At 71.9% G+C, this 24249-nt stretch carries 21 protein-coding genes; 9 read left to right on the plus strand and 12 right to left on the minus strand.

The annotated features are described in order from the left end of the window. The first annotated feature begins 162 nt into the window (after positions 1–162). Complete coding sequence (treZ, locus tag ACFV6X_RS01285; RefSeq protein WP_385375837.1) at positions 163–1908, plus strand: malto-oligosyltrehalose trehalohydrolase; 1746 nt, start codon at positions 163–165, stop codon at positions 1906–1908. A 98-nt stretch (positions 1909–2006) separates the two neighbouring features. On the opposite strand, the gene ACFV6X_RS01290 is transcribed toward treZ, so the two are convergent. Beyond that, positions 2007–2987 (minus strand): phosphotransferase family protein, encoded by a 981-nt coding sequence (locus tag ACFV6X_RS01290; RefSeq protein ID WP_385375840.1) that lies wholly within the window; start codon positions 2985–2987, stop codon positions 2007–2009. A 47-nt stretch (positions 2988–3034) separates the two neighbouring features. After that, positions 3035–4162 carry a M24 family metallopeptidase gene (locus tag ACFV6X_RS01295; RefSeq protein ID WP_385375843.1) on the minus strand — a complete coding sequence of 376 codons (1128 nt, stop codon included), beginning with the start codon at positions 4160–4162 and terminating at the stop codon, positions 3035–3037. 162 nt (positions 4163–4324) lie between these two features. On the opposite strand from ACFV6X_RS01295, the gene ACFV6X_RS01300 reads away from it, so the two are divergent. Then, entirely contained in the window at positions 4325–5080 is a 756-nt protein-coding gene (locus tag ACFV6X_RS01300; protein ID WP_385375846.1) for a metallophosphoesterase, read from the plus strand. Here the strand turns inward: ACFV6X_RS01300 and ACFV6X_RS01305 are convergent. Together ACFV6X_RS01305 and cyc2 are read right to left on the minus strand one after the other, a co-directional pair. Further along, positions 5073–5669, minus strand: a complete 597-nt coding sequence (locus ACFV6X_RS01305; protein ID WP_385375849.1) for a PDZ domain-containing protein — start codon at positions 5667–5669, stop codon at positions 5073–5075. The genes ACFV6X_RS01300 and ACFV6X_RS01305 overlap by 8 nt on opposite strands. Before the next feature lie 190 nt (positions 5670–5859). Beyond that, positions 5860–8025: a germacradienol/geosmin synthase Cyc2 gene (gene cyc2, locus ACFV6X_RS01310; RefSeq protein WP_385375852.1), complete on the minus strand. Its 2166-nt coding sequence runs from the start codon at positions 8023–8025 to the stop codon at positions 5860–5862. 173 nt (positions 8026–8198) lie between these two features. Between cyc2 and ACFV6X_RS01315 the strand changes: the two genes are divergently transcribed. Next, entirely contained in the window at positions 8199–8993 is a 795-nt protein-coding gene (locus tag ACFV6X_RS01315) for an alpha/beta fold hydrolase (RefSeq protein ID WP_385375855.1), read from the plus strand. After that, positions 8990–10267: a cytochrome P450 gene (locus ACFV6X_RS01320; RefSeq protein ID WP_385375858.1), complete on the plus strand. Its 1278-nt coding sequence runs from the start codon at positions 8990–8992 to the stop codon at positions 10265–10267. Before ACFV6X_RS01315 ends, ACFV6X_RS01320 begins: the two co-directional genes overlap by 4 nt. Here the strand turns inward: ACFV6X_RS01320 and ACFV6X_RS01325 are convergent. The 3 genes from ACFV6X_RS01325 to ACFV6X_RS01335 all read right to left on the minus strand — a co-directional run bounded on the left by ACFV6X_RS01325 (position 10227) and on the right by ACFV6X_RS01335 (position 13074). Then, entirely contained in the window at positions 10227–11432 is a 1206-nt protein-coding gene (locus ACFV6X_RS01325; RefSeq protein WP_385375861.1) for a damage-control phosphatase ARMT1 family protein, read from the minus strand. The two genes, ACFV6X_RS01320 and ACFV6X_RS01325, sit on opposite strands and share 41 nt — an antisense overlap. Before the next feature lie 24 nt (positions 11433–11456). Further along, complete coding sequence (locus ACFV6X_RS01330) at positions 11457–12104, minus strand: ScbR family autoregulator-binding transcription factor (protein WP_385375863.1); 648 nt, start codon at positions 12102–12104, stop codon at positions 11457–11459. A 67-nt stretch (positions 12105–12171) separates the two neighbouring features. Further along, positions 12172–13074, minus strand: a complete 903-nt coding sequence (locus tag ACFV6X_RS01335; RefSeq protein WP_385375866.1) for a ScbA/BarX family gamma-butyrolactone biosynthesis protein — start codon at positions 13072–13074, stop codon at positions 12172–12174. A gap of 191 nt (positions 13075–13265) precedes the next feature. Between ACFV6X_RS01335 and ACFV6X_RS01340 the strand changes: the two genes are divergently transcribed. Beyond that, the gene (locus ACFV6X_RS01340; protein ID WP_365446404.1) at positions 13266–13916 is read left to right on the plus strand and encodes a ScbR family autoregulator-binding transcription factor; all 651 of its coding nucleotides are present in this window, start codon (positions 13266–13268) and stop codon (positions 13914–13916) included. Between the two features lie 106 nt (positions 13917–14022). Here the strand turns inward: ACFV6X_RS01340 and ACFV6X_RS01345 are convergent, their stop codons facing one another. Beyond that, positions 14023–15825, minus strand: a complete 1803-nt coding sequence (locus ACFV6X_RS01345) for a S8 family serine peptidase (protein WP_385375869.1) — start codon at positions 15823–15825, stop codon at positions 14023–14025. 394 nt (positions 15826–16219) lie between these two features. After that, on the minus strand, positions 16220–17179 hold the full coding sequence (locus tag ACFV6X_RS01350; RefSeq protein ID WP_385375872.1) for an ABC transporter substrate-binding protein: 960 nt from the start codon (positions 17177–17179) through the stop codon (positions 16220–16222). Between the two features lie 431 nt (positions 17180–17610). On the opposite strand from ACFV6X_RS01350, the gene ACFV6X_RS01355 reads away from it, so the two are divergent. From ACFV6X_RS01355 to ACFV6X_RS01370, 4 genes are read left to right on the plus strand one after another with little or no spacing between them, the layout of a single operon-like run. After that, positions 17611–20181: an ATP-binding protein gene (locus ACFV6X_RS01355; RefSeq protein ID WP_385375875.1), complete on the plus strand. Its 2571-nt coding sequence runs from the start codon at positions 17611–17613 to the stop codon at positions 20179–20181. Further along, complete coding sequence (locus tag ACFV6X_RS01360) at positions 20178–20654, plus strand: roadblock/LC7 domain-containing protein (RefSeq protein ID WP_385375878.1); 477 nt, start codon at positions 20178–20180, stop codon at positions 20652–20654. The genes ACFV6X_RS01355 and ACFV6X_RS01360 overlap by 4 nt, the downstream gene beginning before the upstream one ends. Before the next feature lie 35 nt (positions 20655–20689). Further along, complete coding sequence (locus tag ACFV6X_RS01365; protein ID WP_365446412.1) at positions 20690–21115, plus strand: DUF742 domain-containing protein; 426 nt, start codon at positions 20690–20692, stop codon at positions 21113–21115. Further along, complete coding sequence (locus ACFV6X_RS01370; protein WP_385375881.1) at positions 21102–21701, plus strand: ATP/GTP-binding protein; 600 nt, start codon at positions 21102–21104, stop codon at positions 21699–21701. Before ACFV6X_RS01365 ends, ACFV6X_RS01370 begins: the two co-directional genes overlap by 14 nt. A 7-nt stretch (positions 21702–21708) precedes the next feature. Here ACFV6X_RS01370 and ACFV6X_RS01375 read toward each other — a convergent pair whose 3' ends face one another. Genes ACFV6X_RS01375 through ACFV6X_RS01385 form a run of 3 tightly spaced genes read right to left on the minus strand, consistent with a single transcriptional unit; the run spans position 21709 to position 24205 of the window. Then, complete coding sequence (locus ACFV6X_RS01375) at positions 21709–22377, minus strand: ABC transporter permease (protein WP_365446415.1); 669 nt, start codon at positions 22375–22377, stop codon at positions 21709–21711. Then, entirely contained in the window at positions 22374–23060 is a 687-nt protein-coding gene (locus tag ACFV6X_RS01380) for an ABC transporter permease (protein WP_385375884.1), read from the minus strand. The genes ACFV6X_RS01375 and ACFV6X_RS01380 overlap by 4 nt, the downstream gene beginning before the upstream one ends. Next, entirely contained in the window at positions 23057–24205 is a 1149-nt protein-coding gene (locus tag ACFV6X_RS01385) for an ABC transporter ATP-binding protein (RefSeq protein ID WP_385376274.1), read from the minus strand. Before ACFV6X_RS01385 ends, ACFV6X_RS01380 begins: the two co-directional genes overlap by 4 nt. Positions 24206–24249 lie beyond the last annotated feature (44 nt).

Genomic DNA, 24249 nt, shown 5'->3' on the forward strand with positions numbered 1-24249 from the left:
TCGGGCAGTGAACCCCGGGTGTCCAGGAATCGGGGAAACGGTCGGCACGCGCGCGTACCGGACGACACCGGGTGCAAAAGGGGGTATGCACAAGCGGATTGACCTCGTGTGAAGCACGATGGTCGAGCTACATCACGGTGAGCAGACGAAGGGGAACCGTCCGTGCAGTTCGAGGTGTGGGCACCGCAGGCCGGCCGTGTGACGCTCCATTGCGACGGAGCCACGCGCGCGATGGAGCAGGATCCGGAGCGAGCGGGGTGGTGGGCGATCGACGCGGAAGCGCGTGACGGCACGCGCTACGGCTTCGCGGTGGACGAGGGCCCGGTGCGGCCCGATCCGCGTTCGCGGCGGCAGCCGGACGGACCGGACGGGCTGAGCGCGGTGGTGGACCACGGGCTCCACCCATGGCGTGCCGAGTGGCCCGGCCGCCCGCTGCCGGGCGCGGTCCTGTACGAGCTGCACGTGGGCACGTACACGCGTGAGGGCACGCTGGACGCGGCGGCGGAGCGCCTCGGGCATCTCGCCGAACTGGGCGTCACGCATGTCGAGTTGATGCCACTGTGCCCGTTTCCCGGGCGCCACGGCTGGGGTTACGAGGGCGTCTCGCTCTGGGCGGTGCACGAGCCGTACGGCGGGCCCGCCGCGCTGAAACGCTTCGTCGACCGCGCCCACGAACTCGGTCTCGGCGTGGTCCTGGACGTGGTGCACAACCACCTCGGCCCGTCCGGCAACTACCTGCCCGAGTTCGGCCCTTACTTCACCGACCGGCACCACACCCCCTGGGGCACGGCCGTCAACCTGGACGCGCCCGGGTCGGACGAGGTGCGGGCGTTCCTGATCGGCAGCGCGCTGGCGTGGCTGCGCGACTACCGGGTCGACGGGCTGCGGCTGGACGCCGTGCACGCGCTGGTGGACACGCGCGCGGTGCACTTCCTGGAGGAGCTGTCGGCCGCCGTGGACGCCCTCGCCACGGACGCGGGCCGGCCGCTGTTCCTGATCGCCGAGTCCGACCGGAACGACCCCCGGCTCGTCACCGGCCGTGAGGCGGGCGGCCTGGGGCTCCAGGCGCAGTGGAACGACGACTTCCATCACGCCCTGCACGCGGCGCTGACGGGTGAGTCGCAGGGCTACTACGCGGACTTCGCGCGCGCCCCCGTCGGCGCGCTCGCCAAGACGCTCACCGGAGGCTTCTTCCACGACGGCACCTACTCCAGTTTCCGGGGCCGACGGCACGGACGGCCGCTGGACCGTTCACGGATCGCCGCGCACCGGCTCCTCGGTTACAGCCAGACCCATGACCAGGTGGGCAACCGCGCACAGGGAGACCGTCTCTCCGCCGGCCTCGCCCCCGGCCTGCTGGCCTGCGCCGCCGCGCTGGTGCTGACGGGCCCGTGCACGCCGATGCTGTTCATGGGCGAGGAGTGGGCGGCAGGTACGCCCTGGCAGTTCTTCACCGACCACACCGACCCCGAGCTCGCGGAGGCGGTACGCCGGGGCAGGCGACGGGAGTTCGCGGCGCACGGCTGGGCCGAGGAGGACGTGCCCGACCCGCAGGACCCGGCGACCCGGGACCGGTCCTGTCTCGACTGGACCGAGCCCGACAGCGAGCACCACGCGCGCGTGCTGGCCTGGTACCGCCGGCTCATCGCCCTGCGCCACGAACAGCCGGACCTCACGGACCCGGACCTCGCCGACATCAAGGTGGCCCACGACGAGGAGGCCCGCTGGCTCGCCTTCCGGCGCGGGGACATCTGCGTGGCGGTGAACCTCGCCAAGACCACCGTCGGGATTCCCCTGGGCTCCCGCCCGGCCGAGATCCTCGCGGCGTGGGAGCCGGTCACGCCACCGGACGAGGAGGGCGTGCTTCAGGTGCCCGGCGAGTGCTGTGTGGTGGTGGCGCAGCCGTAGGCGTGGCACGCGCGCGGGTGGGTGCCCGCTCGGGGTGACGCGCCCACCCCCGCTCACCCTCACCCGCGCGCGGGGGCACGCCGCCCGCCCCTGGACCACTACAGGGCGTCGTCCGCGTCGTCGGCGTCGTCGGCGTCGTCGGCGGCGTCGCCGCCGTCCGCGTCGTCGCCCCGGAGTTCCGTCACGCGTTCCAGGAGGATCGCCTCCCACGCGTGGCGGAGCCCGTTCCTCAGGTCGGGCAGGGACCCTTCGCCCCTGCCGGCAAGCCGGTCTGCCAGGTGGACGAGGCTGTCGCAGCGGGCCAGCCACAGGCCGCGCAGACAGGGCCGGGCGCCGTAACCGGCGAGGGTGGCGGCGCGGACGGCGGCGGGGGCGCCGACGGCGAGGGCGAGGGCGGCGATGTCCTCGGCGGGGTCGCCGAGGACCACGTCGGCCCAGCCGAGGACGCCGCGGACCCGGCCGTCGGTGCTGACCACCAGGTGCGCGCCGGTGAGGCCGTGGTGGACGAGGACCACGCCCCCGCTCTGCGCGGCGAGCTGCACGGTCGCGGGCGGGGTGAACGGGTGCAGGCGGGCGGCGTCGAACTCGTCGGCCGCGCCGAGCCGTTCGGCGGCGTCCTGGGCAGCGGCGCGCAGCTCCTCCAGGGAGCGCGGGGCGGCACGCGGCACGCCGAGTGCCTCCGCCTGCCGAACGGGCACCTCGCGCAGCCCCCTGAGGAGCCCCGCCAGGTCCGCCTCGCCGAGGGCGGAGACGTCGTGCTCGGGCGCCGAGCCGCCGGGCACCTTGGCGTCCAGCGTGTAGGTGAGGCCTGGCGCCCACTCGCCATGCGCCACGCTGACCGGGACGGCGACCGGGAGGTGCGGGCGGACGAGGTCGCGCAGCCGCAGCTCGCGGCGCTGGCGCAGGGCCGCCTCGCGGTCGGGGGCGAGGCGCAGCACGTGCCGGGTGCCGACCCACCACGTGGCGTGCCCGCCGCTCCCGGCGACCGGCCGGACGTCGGGACCCCCCGCGCCCTCCTTGAGCAGGGAACGGACCAGTCTGCGGACGGTGTCCTCGGTGGGTGTCGGTGCCTGGGTCATGGTGGGACCGTCGTCGCTCGGGTGCGTACAGGGGCTCCTGGGTCGGGTCACTCCACTATCAGCATCTCCCGGGACGTGTTGTTGAGGCGACGGCCGCCGTCCTCGGTCACGGTGACGATGTCCTCGATGCGCACCCCGAACCGGCCCGGCAGGTAGATCCCGGGCTCCACGGAGAAGCACATGCCGGGGACCAGGGGCTGCTCCTCGCCCTCGATCATGTAGGGCGGCTCGTGGGTGGTGACGCCGATGCCGTGCCCGGTGCGGTGGATGAAGTACTCGCCGTACCCGGCGTCGGCGATGACCGCGCGGGCGGCCCGGTCGACGTCCTGACAGGGCACACCGGGGCGCACCGCCCGGAAGCCCGCCTCCTGCGCCTCGCGCACGAGGTCGTGCACCTCGCGCTCCTCGCCGGTGGGTTCGCCGACGTGGACCGTGCGGGAGGTGTCGGAGCCGTAGCCGTCCTTGAGGCCGCCGAAGTCGAGGACGACCATGTCGCCGCGCTCGACGACACGGTCGCCGGCCTCGTGGTGCGGGTCGGCCCCGTTCGGGCCGGCGGCGACGATGGTGAAGTCGACCTGGGAGTGGCCGAACCGGCGCAGCAGGGCGGCGAGGTCGGCGGCCACGTCGGACTCCCTGCGCCCGCCGAAGGGGACGTTCCGGATCTCCTCGAACGCGGCGTCCGCGGCCGCTCCCGCGGCGGCCAGGAGTTCCAGCTCCGCCGCGTCCTTGACGGCTCGCAGCATCGGCAGTGCCTGCGTCAGCGAGGCGTACGACGTACCGGGCAGCGTCTGCTGCAGGCCCAGCAGGTGCATGGCCCAGGCGTTGTCACTGATGCCGAAGTGCCCGGAGGCGCCGAGAAGGCCCGCGGTGAGGGCGTAGGGGTCCTTGCCGTCGGTCCAGTCCCGCAGCGTCAGTGCGGCCGCTCCGGCCGCGTGCGCGGCGTCGGGGGCCTCCAGGGCCGGGACGACGAGGACGGGTTCCCGGTCCGGGGCGAGGACCAGCAGGGTGAGCCGTTCGGTGGCGGCGGTGGGCGCATAGCCGGTGAGCCACACCAGGTCCGGCCCCGGCGCGACCAGCAGCCCGGCGAGCCCCGCGTCGGCGGCGGCCCGCGCGGCGCGCCGCATCCGGGCCCGGTAGTCGTCTGCCGTGAAGGGCGCGGCCGTACTGCCGGTCATTCCAGCCTCCTTGAGCCGTTCAGGAACCACGGGCAGCATCCTGCCTGCCCGAAGAGGGCGACGCGAGCCGGTGAGCGCGGTTCGCGACAAAGCTGGCCCGAGCACCGGCTCTAATGTTTAGATGCAGATAATCCATTAGCACCGTCCACGGGAGGCCCCGGCGTGCTCGTACTCGCACACATCAGCGACCTGCATCTGGACGGGAGCGCGCGGGCGGCGGAGCGCGCCGAGCGGGTGCGCGACCGGCTGTGGCAACTGCCGGGCCACGTGGACGCGCTCCTGGTGACCGGCGACATCGCCGACCACGGGACGGAGGCGGAGTACGAGGAGGCGGCCCGCATCCTCGGCCTGCGGTCCGACGACACACCGTTCCCGGTGCTGACCTGCCCGGGCAACCACGACAGCCGCGCCCCCTACCGCAAGGCCCTGCTGGGCCGGCCCGCGGCCGAGGGCCCGGTCAACGAGGTGCACGTCTTCGACGACGCCGCAGTGCTGATGTGCGACTCCAGCGTCCCGGGAAGCGACGAAGGGCTCCTGGACGACGAGACGTACGAGTGGATCGAGGCGACGCTCGACGAACTCGACGAGGGTCTTCCGGCCCTGCTCGCCCTGCACCACCCGCCCGTTCCGCTGCACCACCCCTTGCCCGACTCGTACCGGCTGCGGGGGCCGCACCGGCTGGCCGCACTCATGGAGCGGCGCCCCGAGGTCGCCGGGCTGATCGCGGGGCACGCGCACAGCGCGACCTCCACCATGTTCGCCGGGCGCCCGCTCGCCGTCGGCCCCGGCGTGACGTGGACGCTGCGACTGCCCTGGGAGGGCGAGGGGGCCGCCGACCGGGAGGCGCCGGTCGGGCTCGCCTTTCATGTGCTGGACGACGAAGGACGGCTCACCAGCCACTTCCGCGTGGTCACGTGAGGACGCCCGGCGCCACCGACAACTGCTGGTGGTCCCCGCTCTCGTGCCGCACCGTCACCAGGACGCCCGCCCCGGGACGCGCCTTGTCGACCGCCCGGACGAGGTCCGCCGCGGACTCGACGGGCATGCCGTCGAACGTGAGCAGTACGTCGCCCCGCACCAGGCCCGCGGCGTAGCCGGGGCCCGGGATGTGCACGCCCACGACCAGGGCGCCGGACTTCTCGGCGTCGGTGACCTCGACGCCCATGACCATGTCCGCCGCGGGGGCCGGTCCGGTGGCCGACGGCCCCGAGGAGCCCGGGCCGGCCGAGGCGGACGGCTGTGCCGGCGACGCCGGGGCGGAGGGCCCCGGCCGACCGGGCTGACTACGGAGCTCGGCGAGCTTGCTCATGCCGATCACCGTGGCGGCCACGGTGCCCAGCCCGACGCCGGACAGCACCAGCACCGTCCCGACGAGCAGCCCGAGGAGCAGGGTCGTCAGCCGCCGACCGCGTCGCCGTGCGGCATGCGGGCGCCGGGCGGGGCCGGGGCCGGGGCCGGCGGGCTCCTGCCCGGGGATCGGCTTGGGACGCAGCGCAGTCTGTTCCATGGTTCGCCTCCGCTGGTGCACTACCCGGTGCACCGGCGCACGACGAGCCACGAAAGAGTGAGACTGACTGACGGTCAGGATGGAAGGCGCCCTTTGGCGCGGCCCGCCGGCGCCGAGCACGCAGGCGTGCCGGAGCGCGGCCGTTCCCTCGCCGAGGAGACGGCCGCACAGCTGGACGGACCGCGCGGGATCAGCTGACCGTCAGGGGCAGGGACGGGGCGCGGTCGGGCAGGAAGCCATGGGCCCGACCCTCCAGCCAGTCCGCCTTGTAGCGGGCGACGTGACGGTGCCAGTTCAGGATCCCCGCCATCCAGTTCTGCAGCGCGGCCACGTACCGGCCCATGCTGTCGCGGTCCTCCGCCGACAGCTCGAAGTCGTCGTACACGACGGGCAGTTCGGTCGCCGCCACATGCTCGAACTGCTGCATGCGCTGCGTCATCAGGTCGTTGACGACGGTGAGGGCGGTGGGGTAGTCGGTGCCGAAGAAGTTCTGCACCACCAGGACCGCGTTGTGGATCTCCCCCTCGTACTCGATCTCCTTCTGGTAGGAGAAGACGTCGTTGAGGAGGCACGCGTAGTCGATGGCGGCGTTCTCCAGCGAGCGGACGGGTCCGCTGCGGTAGACCTCCGGCGGGATGCGGGGGCCGTGGCCCATCCGGCAGAGGCTGATGGTCAGGTCCGAGCCGAAGGTGGCGCGGCGCATCTCCAGGTAGTCGACGGGGTCGGGGATGCGGTTCTGGACCTGGTTCGCCACCTCCCACACCCAGCTCTCCGTCATCACGTCGATCGCGGCCTTCAGCCGGCGCCGGGCTTCCTCGTCCATGTGCGCCGTGGTGCGCCGCCACAGGTCGACGAGGCCGAGTTCCATGGCGTTCGCCGGGACGATCGGTACCGGGCCGTCGATGGGCATGCACGCCGAGAGACGTTCCGTGGACAGCCTGGCGGCGGCGAGGTCGCGGCGGTGCCCGAAGACGAGCGGGTAGTAGTCGTCGCCGTAGGTGCCCCAGGCCAGCCAGCACGCGCTGAGGTCGAGAGCCTCCGGCGTGCCGTCCGGGTCGAGGCCGGCGGAGCACAACGGCAGGTCGTTCGCGGCGAGTTTGTCCTCGTCCCAGACGCCCTCGCTGAGCATGCCGACGCCCTGGACCCAGGGCAGCAGGCGGGCGCGGGCGCCGTCCAGGTCGGGGTTGAGGCGCAACTGGAACGGCATGTGGATGTCGGGGATCCGGGACGGCCCGACCTTCTGGAACGGCACGTGCGTGTACGCGCGCATCCGCTCGGCGCCCGCCGAGGCGAGCAGCGAGCGGATGTCGGTGCCCGAGGTGCCGATCCCGGTGGCGCCGATGCTCCACGGGCTGCCGGCCGTCGCGTTCTCGTTCATGTAGCGGCTGGAGCGCATGTGCCACTCGTGGCCGCCGGACTGCCAGTCCTGGAGGCCCTTGGTGTAGGCGGCGATCGCGGCCAGCGCGTCCGGGGTGAGGCCCCTCTCCAGGGCCAGCGCGGGGACTTCGGTGAACGCGGTGTGCTCGAACTGGTGCAGCCGGGAGGTCAGGATGTCGTTCACGGCCTCCGCGGCCTCCTGCGTCGTGCAGCCGAAGAAGGTCTCCAGGACGAGCACCCCGTTGCTAAGTTCACCCTCGTCCTCCACCTCCCGCTGGTAGGAGAACAGGTCGTTGCGCAGATGGACGCCGTCGGAGAACGTCTCCATCAGCACCCTGAGCGGCCGGGAACCGGCCACGGACGCGGGCACCTCGGCGGTCGCGTACTCGACGAGACCGGCTGACCAGGGGGCGCCGCCCACCTTGCGGCGCATCTCGATGTACTCGACAGGGTTGGCGATCCGCCCCTCGTTGATGTTGGACAGCTCCCACAGGGACTCGTTCAGCAGATGCTCGGTGGCGACGGAGAACCTGCGCCGCCAGTCCATGGACATCGAGGGCACCGTGCGCGCCCACAGGTCGGCGAGGCCCGCCTCGACCGGATTCTCCGGCTCCGGCACGGGCGTCGACAGGTCCAGGGGCATGAACAGCGGCAGCCGGTCCAGATAGGCCTTGCCGCCGGCGCGGTCCTGGCTTCGCTTGAACGTCTCCAGGAAGTGGTCGTCGAAGAAGAAGACCCACACGTACCAGTCGGTGATGAGCGCGAGCGCTTCGGCGTCGCAGTCGGGGTGCGTACAGGCGCAGAGCAGGCCGTAGTCGTGCGCTTCGAGGTCGGCCTGCTCCCAGATCCCGGACCCCTCCAGCATGCCCATCTCGCGCGCCCACACGGTCGAATGGGCACGGGCCTCGTCGACATGCGGGTTCAGCCGCGCGGGATACGGCATGTAGAAGTGCGGGAGTTCGAACGGCTGCTGCGTCATGGCCGGGCCCTACCCGCGGCCCGTCGGGGGCATCCGCGAGCGGGGATCTGATCACACCATCGCGTGAATCGAGGCCGAATCCGCGAGCTCTCACCGGACTTCGGGACGTTCGACTCCTTGTGCACGCATCACGCGCTCTTGCCGAGCCCCCGACCACCGGCCACGGTGTTCGCATGACCTCCTTCGTGCTCCCCCATGAGCTGCAGGGCGACGGCGCCCACAAGGTGTTCGCGGTGCACGGCTGGTTCGCCGACCGGTCCGCGTTCGCCCCCGTCCTGCCGGATCTGGACCGTACGACGTTCCAGTACGCGCTCGTCGATCTGCGCGGCTACGGCCAGGCCAGGGACGCGCACGGCGCGTACACGACCGGGGAGGCGGCGCTGGACCTGGTGGCGCTGGCCGACCGGCTCGGCTGGGGGCGTTTCTCCGTCGTCGGGCACTCCATGGGCGGCGCGATCGCCCAGCGGCTGCTCAACGTCGCCCCGCACCGGCTGCGCGCGGTGGTGGGGGTCTCCCCGGTGCCCGCCTCGGGGCTCGCCCTGCCACCGGAGCAGTGGGAGCTGTTCGCGGACGCCGCCCACCGGCCGGAGAACCGGCGGGCCATCATCGACATCACCACGGGCGGGCGGCGCCCCGCCGCCTGGCTGGACCGCATGGTCGCCCGCTCCCTCGCCCGCAGCGACCCGAAGGCGTTCCGTGCCTGGCTGGACTCCTGGGCCCGCGAGGACTTCCACGAGCAGGTCGAGGGCAGCACGGTGCCCGCGCTCGCCGTCGCCGGAGCGCTCGACCCCGCCCTGTCGGCCGACCTGCTCCGCGACACCTGGCTCACCTGGTACGCACGGGCCGAGCTTCATGAACTGCCGTGCGCCGGCCACTACGCGATGGACGAGACCCCGCTCGAACTCGTCCGCGTGGTCGAGGACTTCCTGGGCCGGGACAGCGAGGCGGACGGCGGCGACCAGGCGTGACGACGCACGCGGTCCCGCCCGTCCCCGACGTCTTCGACCCGCGCCGGTACGCCGCCGGGGTGCCCTACGACGCCTACCGCGTCCTGCGGGACCACCACCCCGTGGCCTGGCAGGACGAGCCCGAGGTGCTGGGCTGGCCCGCCGGGCCCGGGTTCTGGGCGGTGACCCGGCACGCCGACGTCGTCCGCGTCCTCAAGGACTCGGCGGCCTTCTCGTCGTCTCTCGGCGCGACCCAGATCCGTGACCCGGACCCGGACGATCTGCCGTTCATCCGCCGCATGATGCTCAATCAGGACCCACCGGAGCACCACCGGCTGCGGCGGCTGGTGAGTCGCGCGTTCACCCCCGGGCGCATCGAGCGCTTCGCCGCGGTCGCGCGGGAGCGCGCGCGGGCGCTGTTCGCGGATGCCGTGGCCGAGGCCCGGTCCGGCGACGGCACGGTCGACGTCGTCACCGCCGTCACCGACGACTACGCCCTGCTCAACCTCGCGGGCCTGCTCGGCGTCCCGGAGAGCGACCGCAAGCTGCTGCTGCACTGGACCCAGCGGGTGATCGGCTACCAGGACCCCGACGAGGCCGGCCCTCCGGCCCTGGACGCGACGGGCAGACCGCTCGATCCACGGTCCCCGGCGGCGCTGCGCGACATGTTCACGTATGCGCAGCACCTCGCCGCACACAAGCGCCGCCACCCGGCCGACGACGTCCTGACCACGCTCGCCCACGAGACCGGGCTCGCCGACGCCGAGTCGGAGATGTTCTTCTTCCTGCTCACCGTCGCCGGGAACGACACCGTACGCAGCGCGGCACCCGGCGGGCTGCTGACGCTGGCCGAGCACCCGTACGCGTACGAGCGGTTGCGTGCGGGAACGGCAGATCTCGCCCCGGCCGTGGAGGAGTTGCTCCGCCGACACCCGCCCGTGCTCAGCTTCCGCAGGACCGCCGTGCGGGACACGGTGCTGGCCGGGCGGACGGTCCGGGCCGGGGACAAGGTGGTCGTCTTCCACGCGGCCGCCAACCACGACGAGCGGGTCTTCGCCCAGCCGGACCGGCTGGACCTGCTGCGCACGCCCAATCCGCACGTCTCCTTCGGGGACGGCCCGCACGTCTGCCTGGGCGCTCACTTCGCCCGGCTGCAACTGCGGGTGCTGTACCAGGAGGCGCTACGGGCACTGCCCCCGACGCTGCGGACGTCCGAACCCCCCGAACGCCTGGTGTCGAACTTCATCAACGGCATCAAGCACCTGCGCCTCGACCTCCACCCGGAGCCGCGTTGACCTGGATCAGCGCATGCGTGCCGGCGGTCCGCCAGCGCTGCTCCTCCGCCGCGACCAGCGCGGCCTCGGTGCCGGCGTCGAGACCGCAGATCACGTCGGACTTCAGGGTGCGCAGGGCGGCGACCGGGCCGGGGAAGTAGTCGGTGACGTCGGCGAAAGCAGTGGTCGGGGGCAGGCGGCGGTCGCCGACGAGGCGACGGTAGTTGAGGTCGCCCTTGACGACGGTCACCGTCGCCTCGGCGAACTCGGCGCGCAGGTCGCCGGGCATCTCGGCGTACGGCAGCGGCCCGCAGGAGAAGGGGTGGGTCCGCACGGTCAGCCGGCCGTCGGTCGCCGCCGACCACAGCCGCCGCCCGTACGCACGGGCCACGCCCGGCGCGGAGGTCAGCCGGTGCAGCGCGTCCAGTACGTCGGCCGGGGTGGCGTCGGAGACGTAGTACGGGTGGGGCTTGACGTGGAGCACGGCCCGCTCGACGCGGCCCTCGGCGAGGAGGTGGGCGATGAGGAGCAGATCGGGGACGAGTTCACGGCCGGCGTTGTCGGCGATCAGGCAGAGGGTGCCGGTGCCGGAGTGCGGCAGCAGGGACCACAGGGTCTCGCTGTCGTCGGCGACCAGACCGGGGGCGGCCTGCGGGGTCTCGCCGCCGGCGGACAGCCGGAAGCCGAGGTCGGCGCGGTTGCCCCAGAGCGAACCGTGCAGCAGGGCCTGGGCGCGCTCCGCCGCGGGGCGGGACTCCAGGTCGTCGAGCGCGGCGAGTTCCTCGTCGGTCGCGGGTGCGTCGAGCTCGGCGAGCTTGACGGGGCGGAAGGGGTCGATGCCCAGGTCGGGTCCCGGGCCGAAGTAGCCGACGGCTTCGAGGAGCGCGCGATAGAAGTAGCTCTCCGACCACAGCCACGGCACGTCGAACCAGGACTGCCCGGCGTAGGTGCCGAGTCCCCACGCGGCCCATCGGTCCCGGTCGGGCGCGTCGGCCGGAAGCGGTTCGATCACGCCCTCGGTGCAACTGGTGAGCAGGGCGTCGAGCGCGCGCCGGCGATCGGGGCCGTACGGCAGGGCCTCGCGCACCTGCCGGATGATCGCGGGGTGGCGTTCGGCCAGCACGCGGTGCGGGAAGGAACCGGTTTCGTTGCCGCGGATCACGGGCGCGGGCGCGGTGTCGGGCATGCGGCTCACCGTACCCCGCGCCGCTCAGACGGCTCTCATCTCCCGTTCCAGCTGCGTGGCGAGTCCGAGGTAGCGCGGGCGTCTGGTCACGGGCACCAGGCCGCGGATCAGGACGTACCACATCTCCGTGAGCCGTCGGGGCAGCCGCAGGACGGGTTCCAGGGTGCGGCCGGTGACGCGTATCCCGATGAAGAAGCTGAGGAGGGAGTGGGCGACGGCGTCGACGTCGACGTCCGGGTGGATGTCGCACTCCTTGACGGCTCCGACGAGCTTTCTGGAGACGATGTCGAACCACTCGGCGAAGGGGTGCGGCAGGGGCGGCCGCACCCCGACCCCGCCGGTGGCGAGCCGGAGTCCGGCGCGGGCGACGGGTCCCTCCACGGTGAGCCGCACGAGACCGAAGGTGATGCGGATCAGGCCTTCGAGCGACGAGCACTCCCGGTCGTCCACCTCACGGGACAGCCGTCGCGAGTGGTGCGACTGGATCTCCATGATGGCGTGCGCCAGGTCCTCCTTGGCGGCGAAGTGGAAGTACAGGGCGCCCTTGGTGACTTGGGCGTGCTCGACGATGTCGCTGAGGCTGGTCGACTCGTAGCCGTGACGGTCGAACAGGTCGGCGGCGGCCCTGATGATCGTGGCGCGGGTCTGCTCGGCTCGTAACTGCCTCGCCATCGGCTGAACTCTCCTGGGAATCAAAACGGGTTATGCCGTTTGTTTCTTACCCCCCGCACACGATATCTCACTCCTCGGCCAGGCCGACCCAGCACTCGAAGACCGTCAACTCTCCCTGCGTGGCGACGATTCGGTTGTCCGTGCCGCCGCGGTCCAACACCTCGATCCATACAGGTTCGTCCAGTTCGGCGTAGCGATGGAAGACCGAACGGAAGGACGCGGGCGTCCCGCCTCCGGGTGTCACGGCCCAGACCGCCTGGCGGGCGGACTCCAGCAGGAGCATGCCGGGGACGTGGTCGAGCGGATGGTCGAAGAAAACGGGATGCGCGGTATCAATTCTGAGGCGCCAGCGGTCTTCGCGCTCGGACGGCGCCAGGACGACATCCGCGGGCAGTGCGCGACCCACCGCCTGGGCCGGCAGACCGGGCGGTGGGGCCGGGACGGCCACGGTGGCCGGGGTGCGGCCGCCGCGGAGCCTGTCGTAGACCGACGCGGCGACGCAGGTGAAGGCGACCCGGGCGGTCGCCACGCGGGCGCCGTCCAGCAGGACTTCGGCGGTGTAGCGGGCGCCGGCCGGGCGCCCTGCCCGGCGACGCACCTCGACGAAGTGGACGTCGACGGACGGTTCGGCGGGTACCGGACCGACGGCCAGGTGCGCGGGAAAGGTGTCGACCTCGAACTCCTGGAGCACGAAGTGGTGGCCCAGCGGGACGTCGTACTCGGTGTGCGCGAGGAGGGTTCCGCTCTGGCGGACGGTTTCCACGACGAGCAGGGGCTCGTACGCGGAACGATCGTGCGACACGTGTAACCCGTGGGCCCGGGGCCACTGGGCCGAGACGGCGAAGCGGTCGGTTCCGGTCTGTTTCCAGCCGGTGAGAAAGGTTTCGGCGACGGCCGCGCGATGCACGAACTGCCGGGGCACAGTCGCCGTCAGGATCGGGGCTTCGGCAAGTTGCCGCGCTTGTGGCATGTTTCTCCCTACGGTCCCCCGAAGGGTTCTGCGGACGGTGGGGCGTCCGCCGCGGGTGGGCGTCAGAATACGAGGTGACCGGTTTGTTTTCAATGCGATCACTCCGTTACACCCTATGATCAGGGCAGTTCCGGCACGATCGTGGCGCCAGCGGTATGAACCGGCCAACTGGGCGCCGGAGAGGGTCACTCATGGCGAAACAGGAACGCGCCATCAGGACACGCAGGGCGATCCTGGAAGCCGCCGGTGCGGTCTTCGACGAACACGGTTACACCTCCACCACCATCGCCATGGTGCTGGAACGAGCAGAAGTCACCAAAGGGGCGCTGTACTTCCACTTCCCCTCCAAGGAGTCCCTCGCCCAGGCGGTCCTCGACGAGCAGGTGCCCTTCGGTGCGATTCCGCCCCGGGCGTGCAAGCTGCAGGAGGTCGTCGACATCACGTTCGTCGTCGGCCAGCGGCTGCTGAGCAACGCCCTGCTCCGCGGGAGCGTGCGGCTGGCGGTGGACCAGTGCGCGCCGCCGGGGGTGGATCACACCGGGCCGTTCCGGCAGTGGGCGGACCACCTGACGCCGCTGCTGGAGCAGGCGCAGGCGCAGGGGGAGCTGCTGCCGACGGTGGACCCCCGGGACACGGTGGAACTGCTGATCGGCTCCTTCACCGGCATACAGCTGATGTCCCGGGCCCTGACAGGACGGGACGACCTCGGGCGCCGGCTGTCGGTGCTGTGGTCCCACATGCTGCCGAGCATCGCGGTACCCGGCCTGCTGCTGGGCGTGGACAGCCGCGCCGACCGGGGGGCCCGGGTACTGGCGTCGCTGGACACCCGCGTCGCCTCGTGACGGCACCGGAATCAGGGCCTGGAGACGGCGTGGAGACCATGCGCACGGCCGCAGGCCGGCCAGGGCTTGCGCCCCGACCGGCCTGCGCTCGTTGTCCGTAGCCGCCTCAGAAGGTCAGGCTCCAGTTGTTCAGGCGGCCCGTGTCCTGGGCGACCGTGTCCTGGACCCGGAGCTTCCAGGTGCCGTTGGCCGGCTCCGTGGAGGCGTTGACCGTGTAGGTGGTGCGGACGTCGTCCGCGGAGTCCGAGCTGCTGGCGGCCTTCAGGCGGTACGTCGACCCGTCCGGGGCCACCAGGTCGATGACCAGGTCACCACGGTAGGTGTGGGTGATGTCCACCGCGACCTGGAGGGCCGAGGGCGCGTTGCCGGTGCGGCCACTGACGGTGATCGGGGACTCGACGGCCGATCCGGCGTCCGGGACGGCGACGGCGGTGCTGCTGCTGGAGAACGTCGTACCGGTGGGAGTGCCGCCCGCCACGGCCTGGACCGTCTTCGCGGCGTCCGCGAGGCCCGCGCCGCAGCCGCCGGAGCAGGCACCGGGCAGCGCACGGGCGTTGGACTTGATCGCCGACTCGATCTGGGCCGGGGTCAGCGCCGGCTTGGCCGCCTTCATCAGCGCGGCGAGGCCGGCGATGTGCGGGGTGGCCATGCTGGTGCCCTGGTAGTAGGCGTACGACTCGGAGGACGGCGTCCGGGTGCCGGAGTTCAGCGTGGAGTAGATGCCGTTCGCGGTGCCGGTGCTGGTCTGGCCGCCCGGCGCCGAGATGTCCACCAGGGAGCCGTAGTTGGAGTAGGACGCCTTGGCGCCCGAGCGGTTGGTGGCGGCCACCGAGATGACGTTGTTGCAGTTGCCCGGCGAGTGGTTCGCCACGTTGTCGTTGGCGTTTCCGGCGGCCACGACGACCGTCGTGCCCCGGCTCACGGCGGCGTTGACGGCGTTCTGGGTGGCGGAGGTGCAGGCCCCGTCGCCGCCGAGGCTCATGTTGATGACCTTGGCGACGTTGGAGTTGGCGGGCACGCCGGAGACGGTGCCGCCGGACGCCCAGGTGATGGCGTCGATGATGTCGCTGTCGTAGCCGCCGCACTTGCCGAGCACCCGCACCGGGGAGATCTTGGCGCCGTAGGCGATGCCCGCCATACCCTTGCCGTTGTGGGTGGCCGCGGCGATGGTGCCGGCCACGTGGGTGCCGTGCCAGGAGGAGTTGCCGGCCGGGATGCCGGAGCCGCATTCGTTGGCGAGGTACCAGTCGCCCGGGTCGGCCGGGTTGCTGTCACGGCCGTCGCCGTCCACCGAGACCGCGGTGTCGGCGATGAAGTCGTAACCGCCGACGATGTTCGCGGCGAGGTCGGAGTGCGCCACGTAGCCGGTGTCGATGACGGCGACCGTCACACCGCTGCCGGTGGAGGTCGGCCAGGCGCCCGGGACGTTCATGCCGGCGGTGGCCTCGAAGAGGTCCCACTGCTTGGCGTAGTCGGTGTCGTTCGGGTCGGCCTGCGGGGTGTTGAGGCGGTCCGGCACGACGTAGGCGACCTGCGGGTCCGCCTGGTACTCGGCGACGACGTCGGCGACGTCCGACCTGGTGAGGCGGTCGCCCAGGTCGACAAGGGCGGCGCCGGTGCCGAGGCGGCGCCGGAAGTCGAGGCTCTCGCCGGCCTCCTCGCCCTTGGCCTCGGCGTCGGCCTCGGCGGCCTTGTCGGACCTGGCCTCGGCGGCGCCTGCCTTGTAGCCGACGATGAGGCGTTCGGCGGGGGCGCCCGGGGCGGCCTCGGTCTGGGCGGTGGGGACGGCGGCCGCGCCGGGGGCGGTGTCCTGGGCCACCGCGACCTGGGCGGTGGCGGCGGTGAGCAGCGCCGCGGAGACGGCGGCGACGGATATCAGCTTGCGTCTGACGGCAGGGGAGGTTCGCAAGAGCTTGCCTTTCGTGGCCGTGCTCCGGACAGCGCGGAGCGGCGGTCTGTGCGCCTCGTCGTCGAAGCGGAGGGGGGTGAAACCGAAAAGCGGCGTGCGGAGGCCGGCCTGGCGCGACGCCGACCCGTCGGGGGTTACCTATGGGTCAGCAGTGCTGGAACGATAGGCAACGGAACGGCTGTGCGGATACAGGGGAAACCCTTTGTCCGGCTGGAAACGCACCCTCTCTGTCCGAGGGTTGACCACGAGCGTCCACTTTCGGTTCACATCGCGCCTGCCTTGTTGCGCATTGGCGCAATGGCGCAACGGCAGGAAAAACAGGCGTGCCCCGCACGCTCCAGGGCGGTGCGGGGCACGTCGGGAACAGCGAGTCCGCCGGGTGCGGCGGGACGGCTCAGCTCAGGCCGACCGACTTCAGCCAGTCCTTGGCCACGTCCAGCGGGTCCTTGTTCTCCAGCTGGACCTGGGAGTCCAGGTCGAGCAGCGTCTTGGTGTCGAGCTTGGCGGAGACCGCGTTGAGGGCGTCGATGCCCTCCTGCGAGAGGCCGCTCTTGTGCACCAGCGGGGTCACGTTCGCGAAACCGAAGAGGTTCTTCGGGTCCTGCAGGACGACGAACTTCTCCTTGATGATGGTCGGGTCGGTGGTGAAGATGTCCGCGGCCTGCACGGTGTTCTTCGTCAGCGCCGCCTGGGTCAGCGGGCCACCGGCGTCGAGGGCCTTGAAGGACTTGAACTTCAGGCCGTACTCCTTCTCCAGCCCGATCAGCCCCTGGTGCCGGGTCTGGAACTCCGGCGAGCCGCCGATGACCAGATCCGGCGCGACGTCCTTGAGGTCGGCGAGCGTGGACTGGGCGCTGAGCTTGTACTTCTCGGCCGTCTCGGCGTTGATGGACACCGAGTCCTTGTCCTCGGCCGGCGCCGAGTCCAGCAGCGTCAGCTTGCTGTCCAGCTTGGCCTTGGCGTCGGCGTTGACCGTCTCGGCCGACTTCTGCTCGGCGTCGGGGTCGAGGTACGCCAGCAACGAGCCGTTGTACTCGGGCAGAACGGTGATGGAGCCGTTCTTCAGCAGCCCGTAGGTGGTCTCGCGGCTGCCGATGTTGGGCTTGTACTCGACCTCTATGCCCTTGGCCTTCAGGGCCTCGCCGTAGATGTCGGCGAGGAGGATGCTCTCGGCGAAGTTGTTGGAGCCGACGACGACGGTCTTGCCGTCGGACGTGCCCTCGGAGAGCGGGTCGGACGTGTCGTCGGAGGACGATCCACAACCGGCGACCAGCGCCGCCGCGACGGCGAGGGCGACGGCGGCCGCGCCGCGGTGTCTCGTACTGGACCAGGTGCTCTTCACGGTTGAAGTCACGATTCCCGTTCCGGGGATGGGGGATGTGGCGTGGGGCATGGCGGTGACGTGACATGCGGGCACCAGGAGCCCGCCGCGGACGTGGCACGCACACAGCACCTACTGATCCAATCCAGCCGGTTCTCACCCGGTCAAGAGAATTCAGGTCACCAATTGGCTTCAATGAGTGACCGCTTGCGAGGCGGATTGTGAAGGAGATGCGGACGAGTTCCGGTCTCCGAGGAGCAGGTTGTAACGGATTCTTGACTTGGAGTGTCGCGATCCGCCCTCCCAAGAGGCGATAGTCTCACCGGAGTTCCCCTCCGGTCACAGCGGTGACACAAACCGCACCGGTGTCGTCGCACACCGGGCGAAAGCCGATCGGAATCGACACGCGAACGGACACGCGCGTAGCTTCTCCGCGCGGTGCGACACCCCACGAAGGAGGCTCGGTGTCCACGAACGAGGTGGGCGCGCCCTCCCCCGGGCTCTCGGCCTCGCCGGGACAGGGGGAACCCCCACTGCCGGCACCGCCGCCGTCCCGGGGCGGACTGCGCGGCTTCGCCGACCGCCTGCCGTTCCGCCAGAAGCTCAACATCCTGGTCGGTGTGCCGCTGGCCGGAGTCGCGGTGCTGCTCACCTATGTCATCTCCAGCCAGGTGACGCTGGCCCGCAGCGCGGCGCAGGCCGCCACCCTGGTCCGGGACAGCGCGCAGGTCGCCGAACTCGTCGACCGGGTGGAGACCGAGCACCGGCAGGCCATCCTGCTGTCCGTGCGGTACGAGGCCGGCGGCAGCGGTGCCAAGCCCTCGCTGACCGACTACCGCGCCGCGCAACGCGAGACCGACGCCCAGGTCGAGAAGGTGCGCGGCACGTTCGGCGACCGGCTGCCGCAGACCGAGTGGCAGGCGCTGCGGGAGGTCGACGGCCTCGGCAGCCTGCGCAGCACCATCGAGCAGGGCTATCTGCCCGCCGACAACATCGACCCGGCCTACCACAACGCCGCCAAGGGCCTGATCGACGGCCTCGGCCTGGACCACAACCCCGCCCTCGCGGCCACCTTCACCGGCAATCTGCTGGACTCCCTGCTGCGCGCCGACGCCGCCCACAGCTCCTTCGAGACGAGCGTCTTCTCGGCCACGACCGGCGACTCCAACGCGCTCATCGAGTTCGTCAGCGCCGTCGGCGCCTACGAGCTGTACCAGCACCAGGCCGAGCGCTTCGGCCGCTTCGCCACCGAGGAGCAGACGGCCGAGCTGCGCGGCATCGAGCACAACCCCGCCCAGGCGATCATCCTGCGGCAGTACGCCGAGCTCCAGATCGACCCGAGCGCGCTGCAGGCCGCGACGCCGAGCGTGACCCGCGCGAAGTTCACGCTCGCCCTGTCCAACTACCCCACCTACGGCCAGCAGTCCGACGCCCGGCTGGCGATCACCGGCTCGCTGATCGACCAGATCGCCGACCGTGCCGAGGAGGCCTCCCAGGACGCCTGGTGGAACGCCGCCTGGCTGCTCGGCCTCGCCCTGTTCGGCTTCCTGCTGTGGGGTGCCCTCTCGGTGGCGGTACGCCGCTCCGTGGTCCGGCCGGTGCAGGCGCTCACCGGTGCGGCCCGGCAGGTCGCCGACGTGGCGGGCCGCGAACTCGCTCGTGTGGCGGACGACGACACCGAGGACGACGCCCCGCCGCGGCTGCGCGAGATCCCCGTCACCGCCAGGGACGAGATCGGCGACCTCGCCGACGCCTTCAACCAGGTGCAGACCACCGCGGCGGCGCTGCTGGAGCGGCAGGTGCTCAGCCGCCGCAACGTCGCCGAGATGTTCGGCAACGTCGGCCGCCGGGTCAGCAACCTCACCACCCGCCAGCTCGCCCTCATCGACGCCGTCGAGCGCGGCGAGACCGACCCCGCGCTGCTCGAACGCCTCTACCGCATCGACCACATCGCGGTCCGGCTGCGCCGCAACGCCGACAGCCTGATGCTGCTCGCGGGCATCCGCGAGACCGTCCTGGACGGCGGCCCTACCGCGCTCACCAACGTCGTACGGGCCGCGCTCGGCCAGATCGAGGGCTACCAGCGGGTCGAGCTGCACGCGGGTACCGAGATCATGGTCGAGCCGGACATCATCGGCGACCTCACACTGATGGTGGCCGAACTCCTGGAGAACGCCGTGTCGTTCTCGCCGGCCGGCAGTCCCGTCGAGGTGACCGTCCGGACCGGCGACGCGGGAGCGACGATCACCATCGCCGACCACGGCCTCGGCATGAGCGCCGAGCGGCTGACCGAGGAGAACGGCCGCCTGGTCCGCCGCGAACGCCTCGACCTGGTGCCGACCAAGGTGCTGGGCCTGTTCGTGGTCGGCAACCTGGCCCGCCGCTGGGAGATCGGCGTGACCCTCTCCCGTACGCCCGGCGGCGGTGTGACGGCCGAGATCGGCATCCCGTCCACGCTGCTGCTCACGATGAGCGCTGTGGCCTCCGGCGGGATGACGGAGTACGGCGCCGACGGGGACGGCACGGACGCCGGCACCGTTTCCGTCACGGATGGCGAGACGGCGGCCTCGGACGCTCCGGCGTCCGGGTCCGGGCCGCGCCCCTCCGCCGCCGAACCGGCCGCGTCCGCCGACGACTCCACCCCGCTCCCCCGCCGCGTCCCCCGGCGTGATCCCGCGGCCGACGACGGCTCCCCGCTCATCCCCCGGGCCCGCACCGAAACCCCCGCCGGCGGTGCACGGCCGTTGCGCCGCCGCGTCCGTGGCGCGACGCTGCGGACCACCGCCGCCGAGGCCGACCGCCTGGCCACCACCCAGGCCGCCGCGCCCGCCGACGCCGAGGCCGTCCGCGACGCCCTGGAGGAGTTCGAGGCGGCCGTGGAACGCGCCCGGCGCGACGCCCGGCGCGACGAGGACACGGCAGAAGGCGCACGACCGCCGTACGACGGCGACGACAGCAGCGCGGGTGAGTCCCGCGGCACGCACGACAGCGACTCGCAAGACCCCAGGCACCTCCCGGAAGGAGCGGAGCAGTGAGCACGTCGACAGGTGGTACTCCGACGGGAGGCACCACACCGGACGAACTGCGGGCCGCCGCAGCCGACTTCACCTGGCTGCTGAACCGTTTCGCGACCGAGACAGCCGGCGTCGTGGACGCCATCGCGGTGTCCTCCGACGGACTGTTGATCGCGGTGGCCCAGCTGCGGGAGCGTGCGCACTCCGAGCGGCTCGCGGCGATCGTCTCCGGCCTCACCAGCCTGGCCGCCGGGGCCTCGGGCAACTACGGCCTGGGCGCGCTCAACAAGGTCATCATCGACCTGGAGGGCGGTCACGTCCTGGTCTCCGCGATCGGCAGCGGCGCCGTGCTGGGCGTGGTCGCCGACAAGGAGGCCAAGCTGGGCAACATCGCCTACGAGATGACTCTGTTCGCCAACCGGGCGGGTGCCGCGCTCAGCCCGCAGCTCGTGCTCGAACTGAAGAACAGCGTCGGCGCCGGTTCGACGGGCTGACCGGTCACCGCCCGGTCGAGGAGGAAGACACCCCCATGGCGGACGACCCGACGCCCCCGGGCCCGGACCCGGCCGGCCCCGTCCCCGCCGTACGGCCGTTCCTCGTCACCGCCGGCCGGGTGGCGGGCGCGGGTGAGGCCGCGTCCGCCCGGACCATTCCCGTCGAGACCCAGGTGGTGGCGACCGCCGAGGGCCTCGACGCCCTCGACCTGCTCTCCTTCGAGCGGCACGACATCGTCGCCGCCTGCAAGCAGCCCCAGTCCATCGCGGAGATCGCCGCGTTGCTGCGGCTGCACCTCAACGTCGTCCGGGTCCTCGCCGAGGACCTGCGCACCGCCGGGCATCTGGCGGTGTACGTGCCGAACGCCGCCGTCACCCATGACGCGTCCGTCCTGCGCAGGGTTATCGATGGCCTCCGCGCCATCCCCGACTCCCGGGGGGTACTCCGTGACACCGACTGAACCACTCGCCGTCGGCACGGCCGCGCAGAGTGCCGTACGGCCGCCGCTGCCGGTGAAGCTGGTGATCGCGGGCGGCTTCGGCGTGGGCAAGACCACCGCGGTCGGCGCCATCTCCGAGATCGAGCCGCTGACCACCGAGGCGGCCATCACGGAGGTCGCGGCGGGGGTGGACGACCTGTCGCACACCCCACGCAAGACGACCACCACGGTCGCGATGGACTTCGGCTGCATCACCATCGACCCGACGCTGAAGCTGTACCTCTTCGGTACGCCGGGGCAGGGCCGGTTCGGCTTCATGTGGGACGACATCGTCGAGGGCGCGATCGGCGCGCTGGTCATCGTCGACACCCGCCGGCTGGACGACTGCTACGCGGCCGTGGACTACTTCGAGCACCGGCAGATCCCGTTCGCGGTGGCGATCAACGCCTTCGACGGGCAGGTCGAGCACGCGCTGGAGGAGGTCCGCTGGGCGCTGGACGTCGCCGAGCACGTCCCGGTGGTCGTCTTCGACGCCCGGGAGCGCGGCTCGGTGCGGGACGCGCTGCTCGTGGTGCTGGAGCTGGCGCTGGCCCGCACCGAGGGCTGACGCGGGATCAGCCGCCGCGCCGGACCCCACGGGAGACCGCGAGGCGCCCGGCGGCCCAGAACACGCCGAGGGTGGCCAGCGCGAGCACGGCGACGAGCGTGGCGCCGCCGACGACCTTCTCGTAGTTCCGCTGGTAGAGCCCGTCGACGATGTAGCGGCCGAGGCCGCCGAAGCTGACGTAGGCGGCGATGGTGGCCGTCGAGACGATCTGGATGGCCGCCGAGCGCAGACCGCTGAGGATCAGCGGCAGCGCGACCGGGATCTCGACCCGGAACATGACCTCGGCCTCGCCCATGCCCATGCCCCGCGCGGCGTCCACGGGGGCGGGGTCGACCGAGCGCATCGCCTCGTAGGTGGTGACGAGGATCGGCGGGATCGCCAGCACGACGAGCGGGATCATCACCGGGGCCAGACCGAGTCCGAGCAGCACGAACATCAGCACCATCAGGCCGAAGCTGGGCAGCGCGCGGCCCGCGGTGGCGATCAGGGCGAGCGTGTTGCCGCCGCGTCCGGTGTGCCCGGTCAGCAGGCCGACGGGCAGCCCGACGGCGGCGGCGATGCCGAGCGCCATGAGCGTGTACTGGAGGTGTTCCAGCAGACGCGTGGGGATGCCGTCGTAGCCACGCCAGTGGGCGCTGTCGCTGAAGAAGGCGTTGATGAAGTTCAGTACATTCACCGGGCGGCGTCCTTCAGGGCGGTCGTGCGGGGGGTCCTGCGGGTGTCGCGCGGCATCCAGGGCGTCACCAGGATCCGCAGGCCGATCAGCACGGCGTCCACCAGGATGGCGAGGACGGCCGTGCCGATCACGGACAGCCAGACCAGGCGCGGCTGGTTGTAGATCATGCCGCTGTTGAGCAGGTTGCCGAGTGCTCCCTGGTTGCCGATCAGCATGCCGACGCTGACCAGGGAGATGCTCGACACCGACGCCACCCGCAGCCCGGCGATGATCGCGGGCGCGGCGATCGGCAACTGCACCTGGACGTAGCGGCGTACGGGGCCGAAGCCCATGGCGGTGGCGGCGTCGAGGGTCTCGCGCGGCACCGAGCGGACGCCGTCCACGATCGCCGGGACGAACACCACCAGGCTGTAGACGGCGAGCGGGATCATCACCGTGGTCTCGCTGAGGCCCGTGTAGTCGATCAGCACGACGAAGAAGGCGAGCGACGGGATCGCGTACAGCACGGTCGTCACCCACAGCACGGGCGGGTACAGCCAGCGCAGCCGTACGCACAGTTGCGCGATGGGCAGCGCCACGAGCAGTCCGGCCAGCACCGGGATCAGTGCCTCGCGCAGATGCAGTCCTACCAGGCCCCAGTAGGTGTGCTGGAGGTCGCTGGGCATGTCGAAGAGGGCGTTCATTCGGCGGCCTTCGTGGGGGCGGCCGAGGTGTCCGCGGCCGGTGCCGCCGCGTGCGCGCCTCGGATCGCCTCGGCGATGGTCTGCTGCGGGACGACCCCGGCCGCCCGGCCCTCGCCGTCCACGGCGACGGCCCAGCCGGTGGGCGACAGGACGGCGCAGTCGAGCGCGGCCCGCAGCGAGTCCCGCTCGGCGACGAACGGCCGCCCGAACGGCAGCAGTCCGTCCCGCTCGATCCGCCCGGCGGTGAGGTCGCGCGGCACGCTCCAGCCGAGCGGCCTGCCGTCCAGGTCGGTGACGAGGAGATAGGGGACGTCGGCCGAGCCGCGCGCGGCGATCTGCTCGGCGGTGGCGTCGACGGCGACGATCGGCGTGGTGAGCAGTTCCAGTCCGGCCGACGGGAAGAAGGACAGCCGCCGGATGCCACGGTCGGCGCCGAGGAAGTCCTCGACGAACTCGTCGGCGGGGCTGGAGAGCAGTTCGGCGGGCGGGGCGAACTGGGCGAGCCGGCCGCCGGTGCGCATCACGGCGACCACCGTGCCGAGCTTGACGGCCTCGTCGATGTCGTGCGTGACGAAGACGATGGTCTTGCCCAGCTCGTCCTGTATGCGCAGCAGTTCGTCCTGGAGGCCCTTGCGGACGACCGGGTCGACGGCGGAGAACGGCTCGTCCATCAGCAGCACGGGCGGATCGGCGGCGAGCGCCCGGGCCACGCCGACGCGCTGCTGCTGTCCGCCGGAGAGCTGGTAGGGGTAGCGCCTGGCGAGGGCGGCGTCGAGGCCGACGCGCTCCATCAGCTCCCGGGCGCGGGCGCGGGCCTTGTCCTTGCCCCAGCCGAGCATGCGGGGCACCGTGGCGATGTTGTCGACGATCGTGCGGTGCTGGAAGAGGCCGGCGTTCTGGATGACGTAACCCATCGACCGGCGCAGCGTGTTGACCGGCTGCTGCATGATGTCGGTGCCGTCGAGCAGGATCCTGCCCTCGCTGGGCTCGACCATCCGGTTGATCATGCGCAGGGTGGTCGTCTTGCCGCACCCCGAGGGTCCGACGAGGACGGTTATCGAACGGTCGGGTATCTCCAGTGACAGCCGGTCGACCGCCACCGTGCCGTCGGGATACCGCTTGGTGACTGAATCTATCCGTATCAAAACGCCGAACGCCCTTCGGGTGTGGCAGTCGCCGCCCGCTCTCG

Origin of the sequence: Streptomyces sp. NPDC059861, from assembly GCF_042731435.1 — a bacterium.
Lineage (GTDB): Bacteria > Actinomycetota > Actinomycetes > Streptomycetales > Streptomycetaceae > Streptomyces.

Bases quoted from the DNA above. Each gene is read 5' to 3' on its own strand.
- ACFV6X_RS01290 (WP_385375840.1), bottom strand. From the start codon at position 2,987: ATGACCCAGGCACCGACACCCACCGAGGACACCGTCCGCAGACTGGTC.
- ACFV6X_RS01295 (WP_385375843.1), bottom strand. From the start codon at position 4,162: ATGACCGGCAGTACGGCCGCGCCCTTCACGGCAGACGACTACCGGGCC.
- ACFV6X_RS01305 (WP_385375849.1), bottom strand. From the start codon at position 5,669: ATGGAACAGACTGCGCTGCGTCCCAAGCCGATCCCCGGGCAGGAGCCC.
- cyc2 (WP_385375852.1), bottom strand. From the start codon at position 8,025: ATGACGCAGCAGCCGTTCGAACTCCCGCACTTCTACATGCCGTATCCC.
- ACFV6X_RS01315 (WP_385375855.1), top strand. From the start codon at position 8,199: ATGACCTCCTTCGTGCTCCCCCATGAGCTGCAGGGCGACGGCGCCCAC.
- ACFV6X_RS01325 (WP_385375861.1), bottom strand. From the start codon at position 11,432: ATGCCCGACACCGCGCCCGCGCCCGTGATCCGCGGCAACGAAACCGGT.
- ACFV6X_RS01330 (WP_385375863.1), bottom strand. From the start codon at position 12,104: ATGGCGAGGCAGTTACGAGCCGAGCAGACCCGCGCCACGATCATCAGG.
- ACFV6X_RS01335 (WP_385375866.1), bottom strand. From the start codon at position 13,074: ATGCCACAAGCGCGGCAACTTGCCGAAGCCCCGATCCTGACGGCGACT.
- ACFV6X_RS01340 (WP_365446404.1), top strand. From the start codon at position 13,266: ATGGCGAAACAGGAACGCGCCATCAGGACACGCAGGGCGATCCTGGAA.
- ACFV6X_RS01365 (WP_365446412.1), top strand. From the start codon at position 20,690: ATGGCGGACGACCCGACGCCCCCGGGCCCGGACCCGGCCGGCCCCGTC.
- ACFV6X_RS01380 (WP_385375884.1), bottom strand. From the start codon at position 23,060: ATGAACGCCCTCTTCGACATGCCCAGCGACCTCCAGCACACCTACTGG.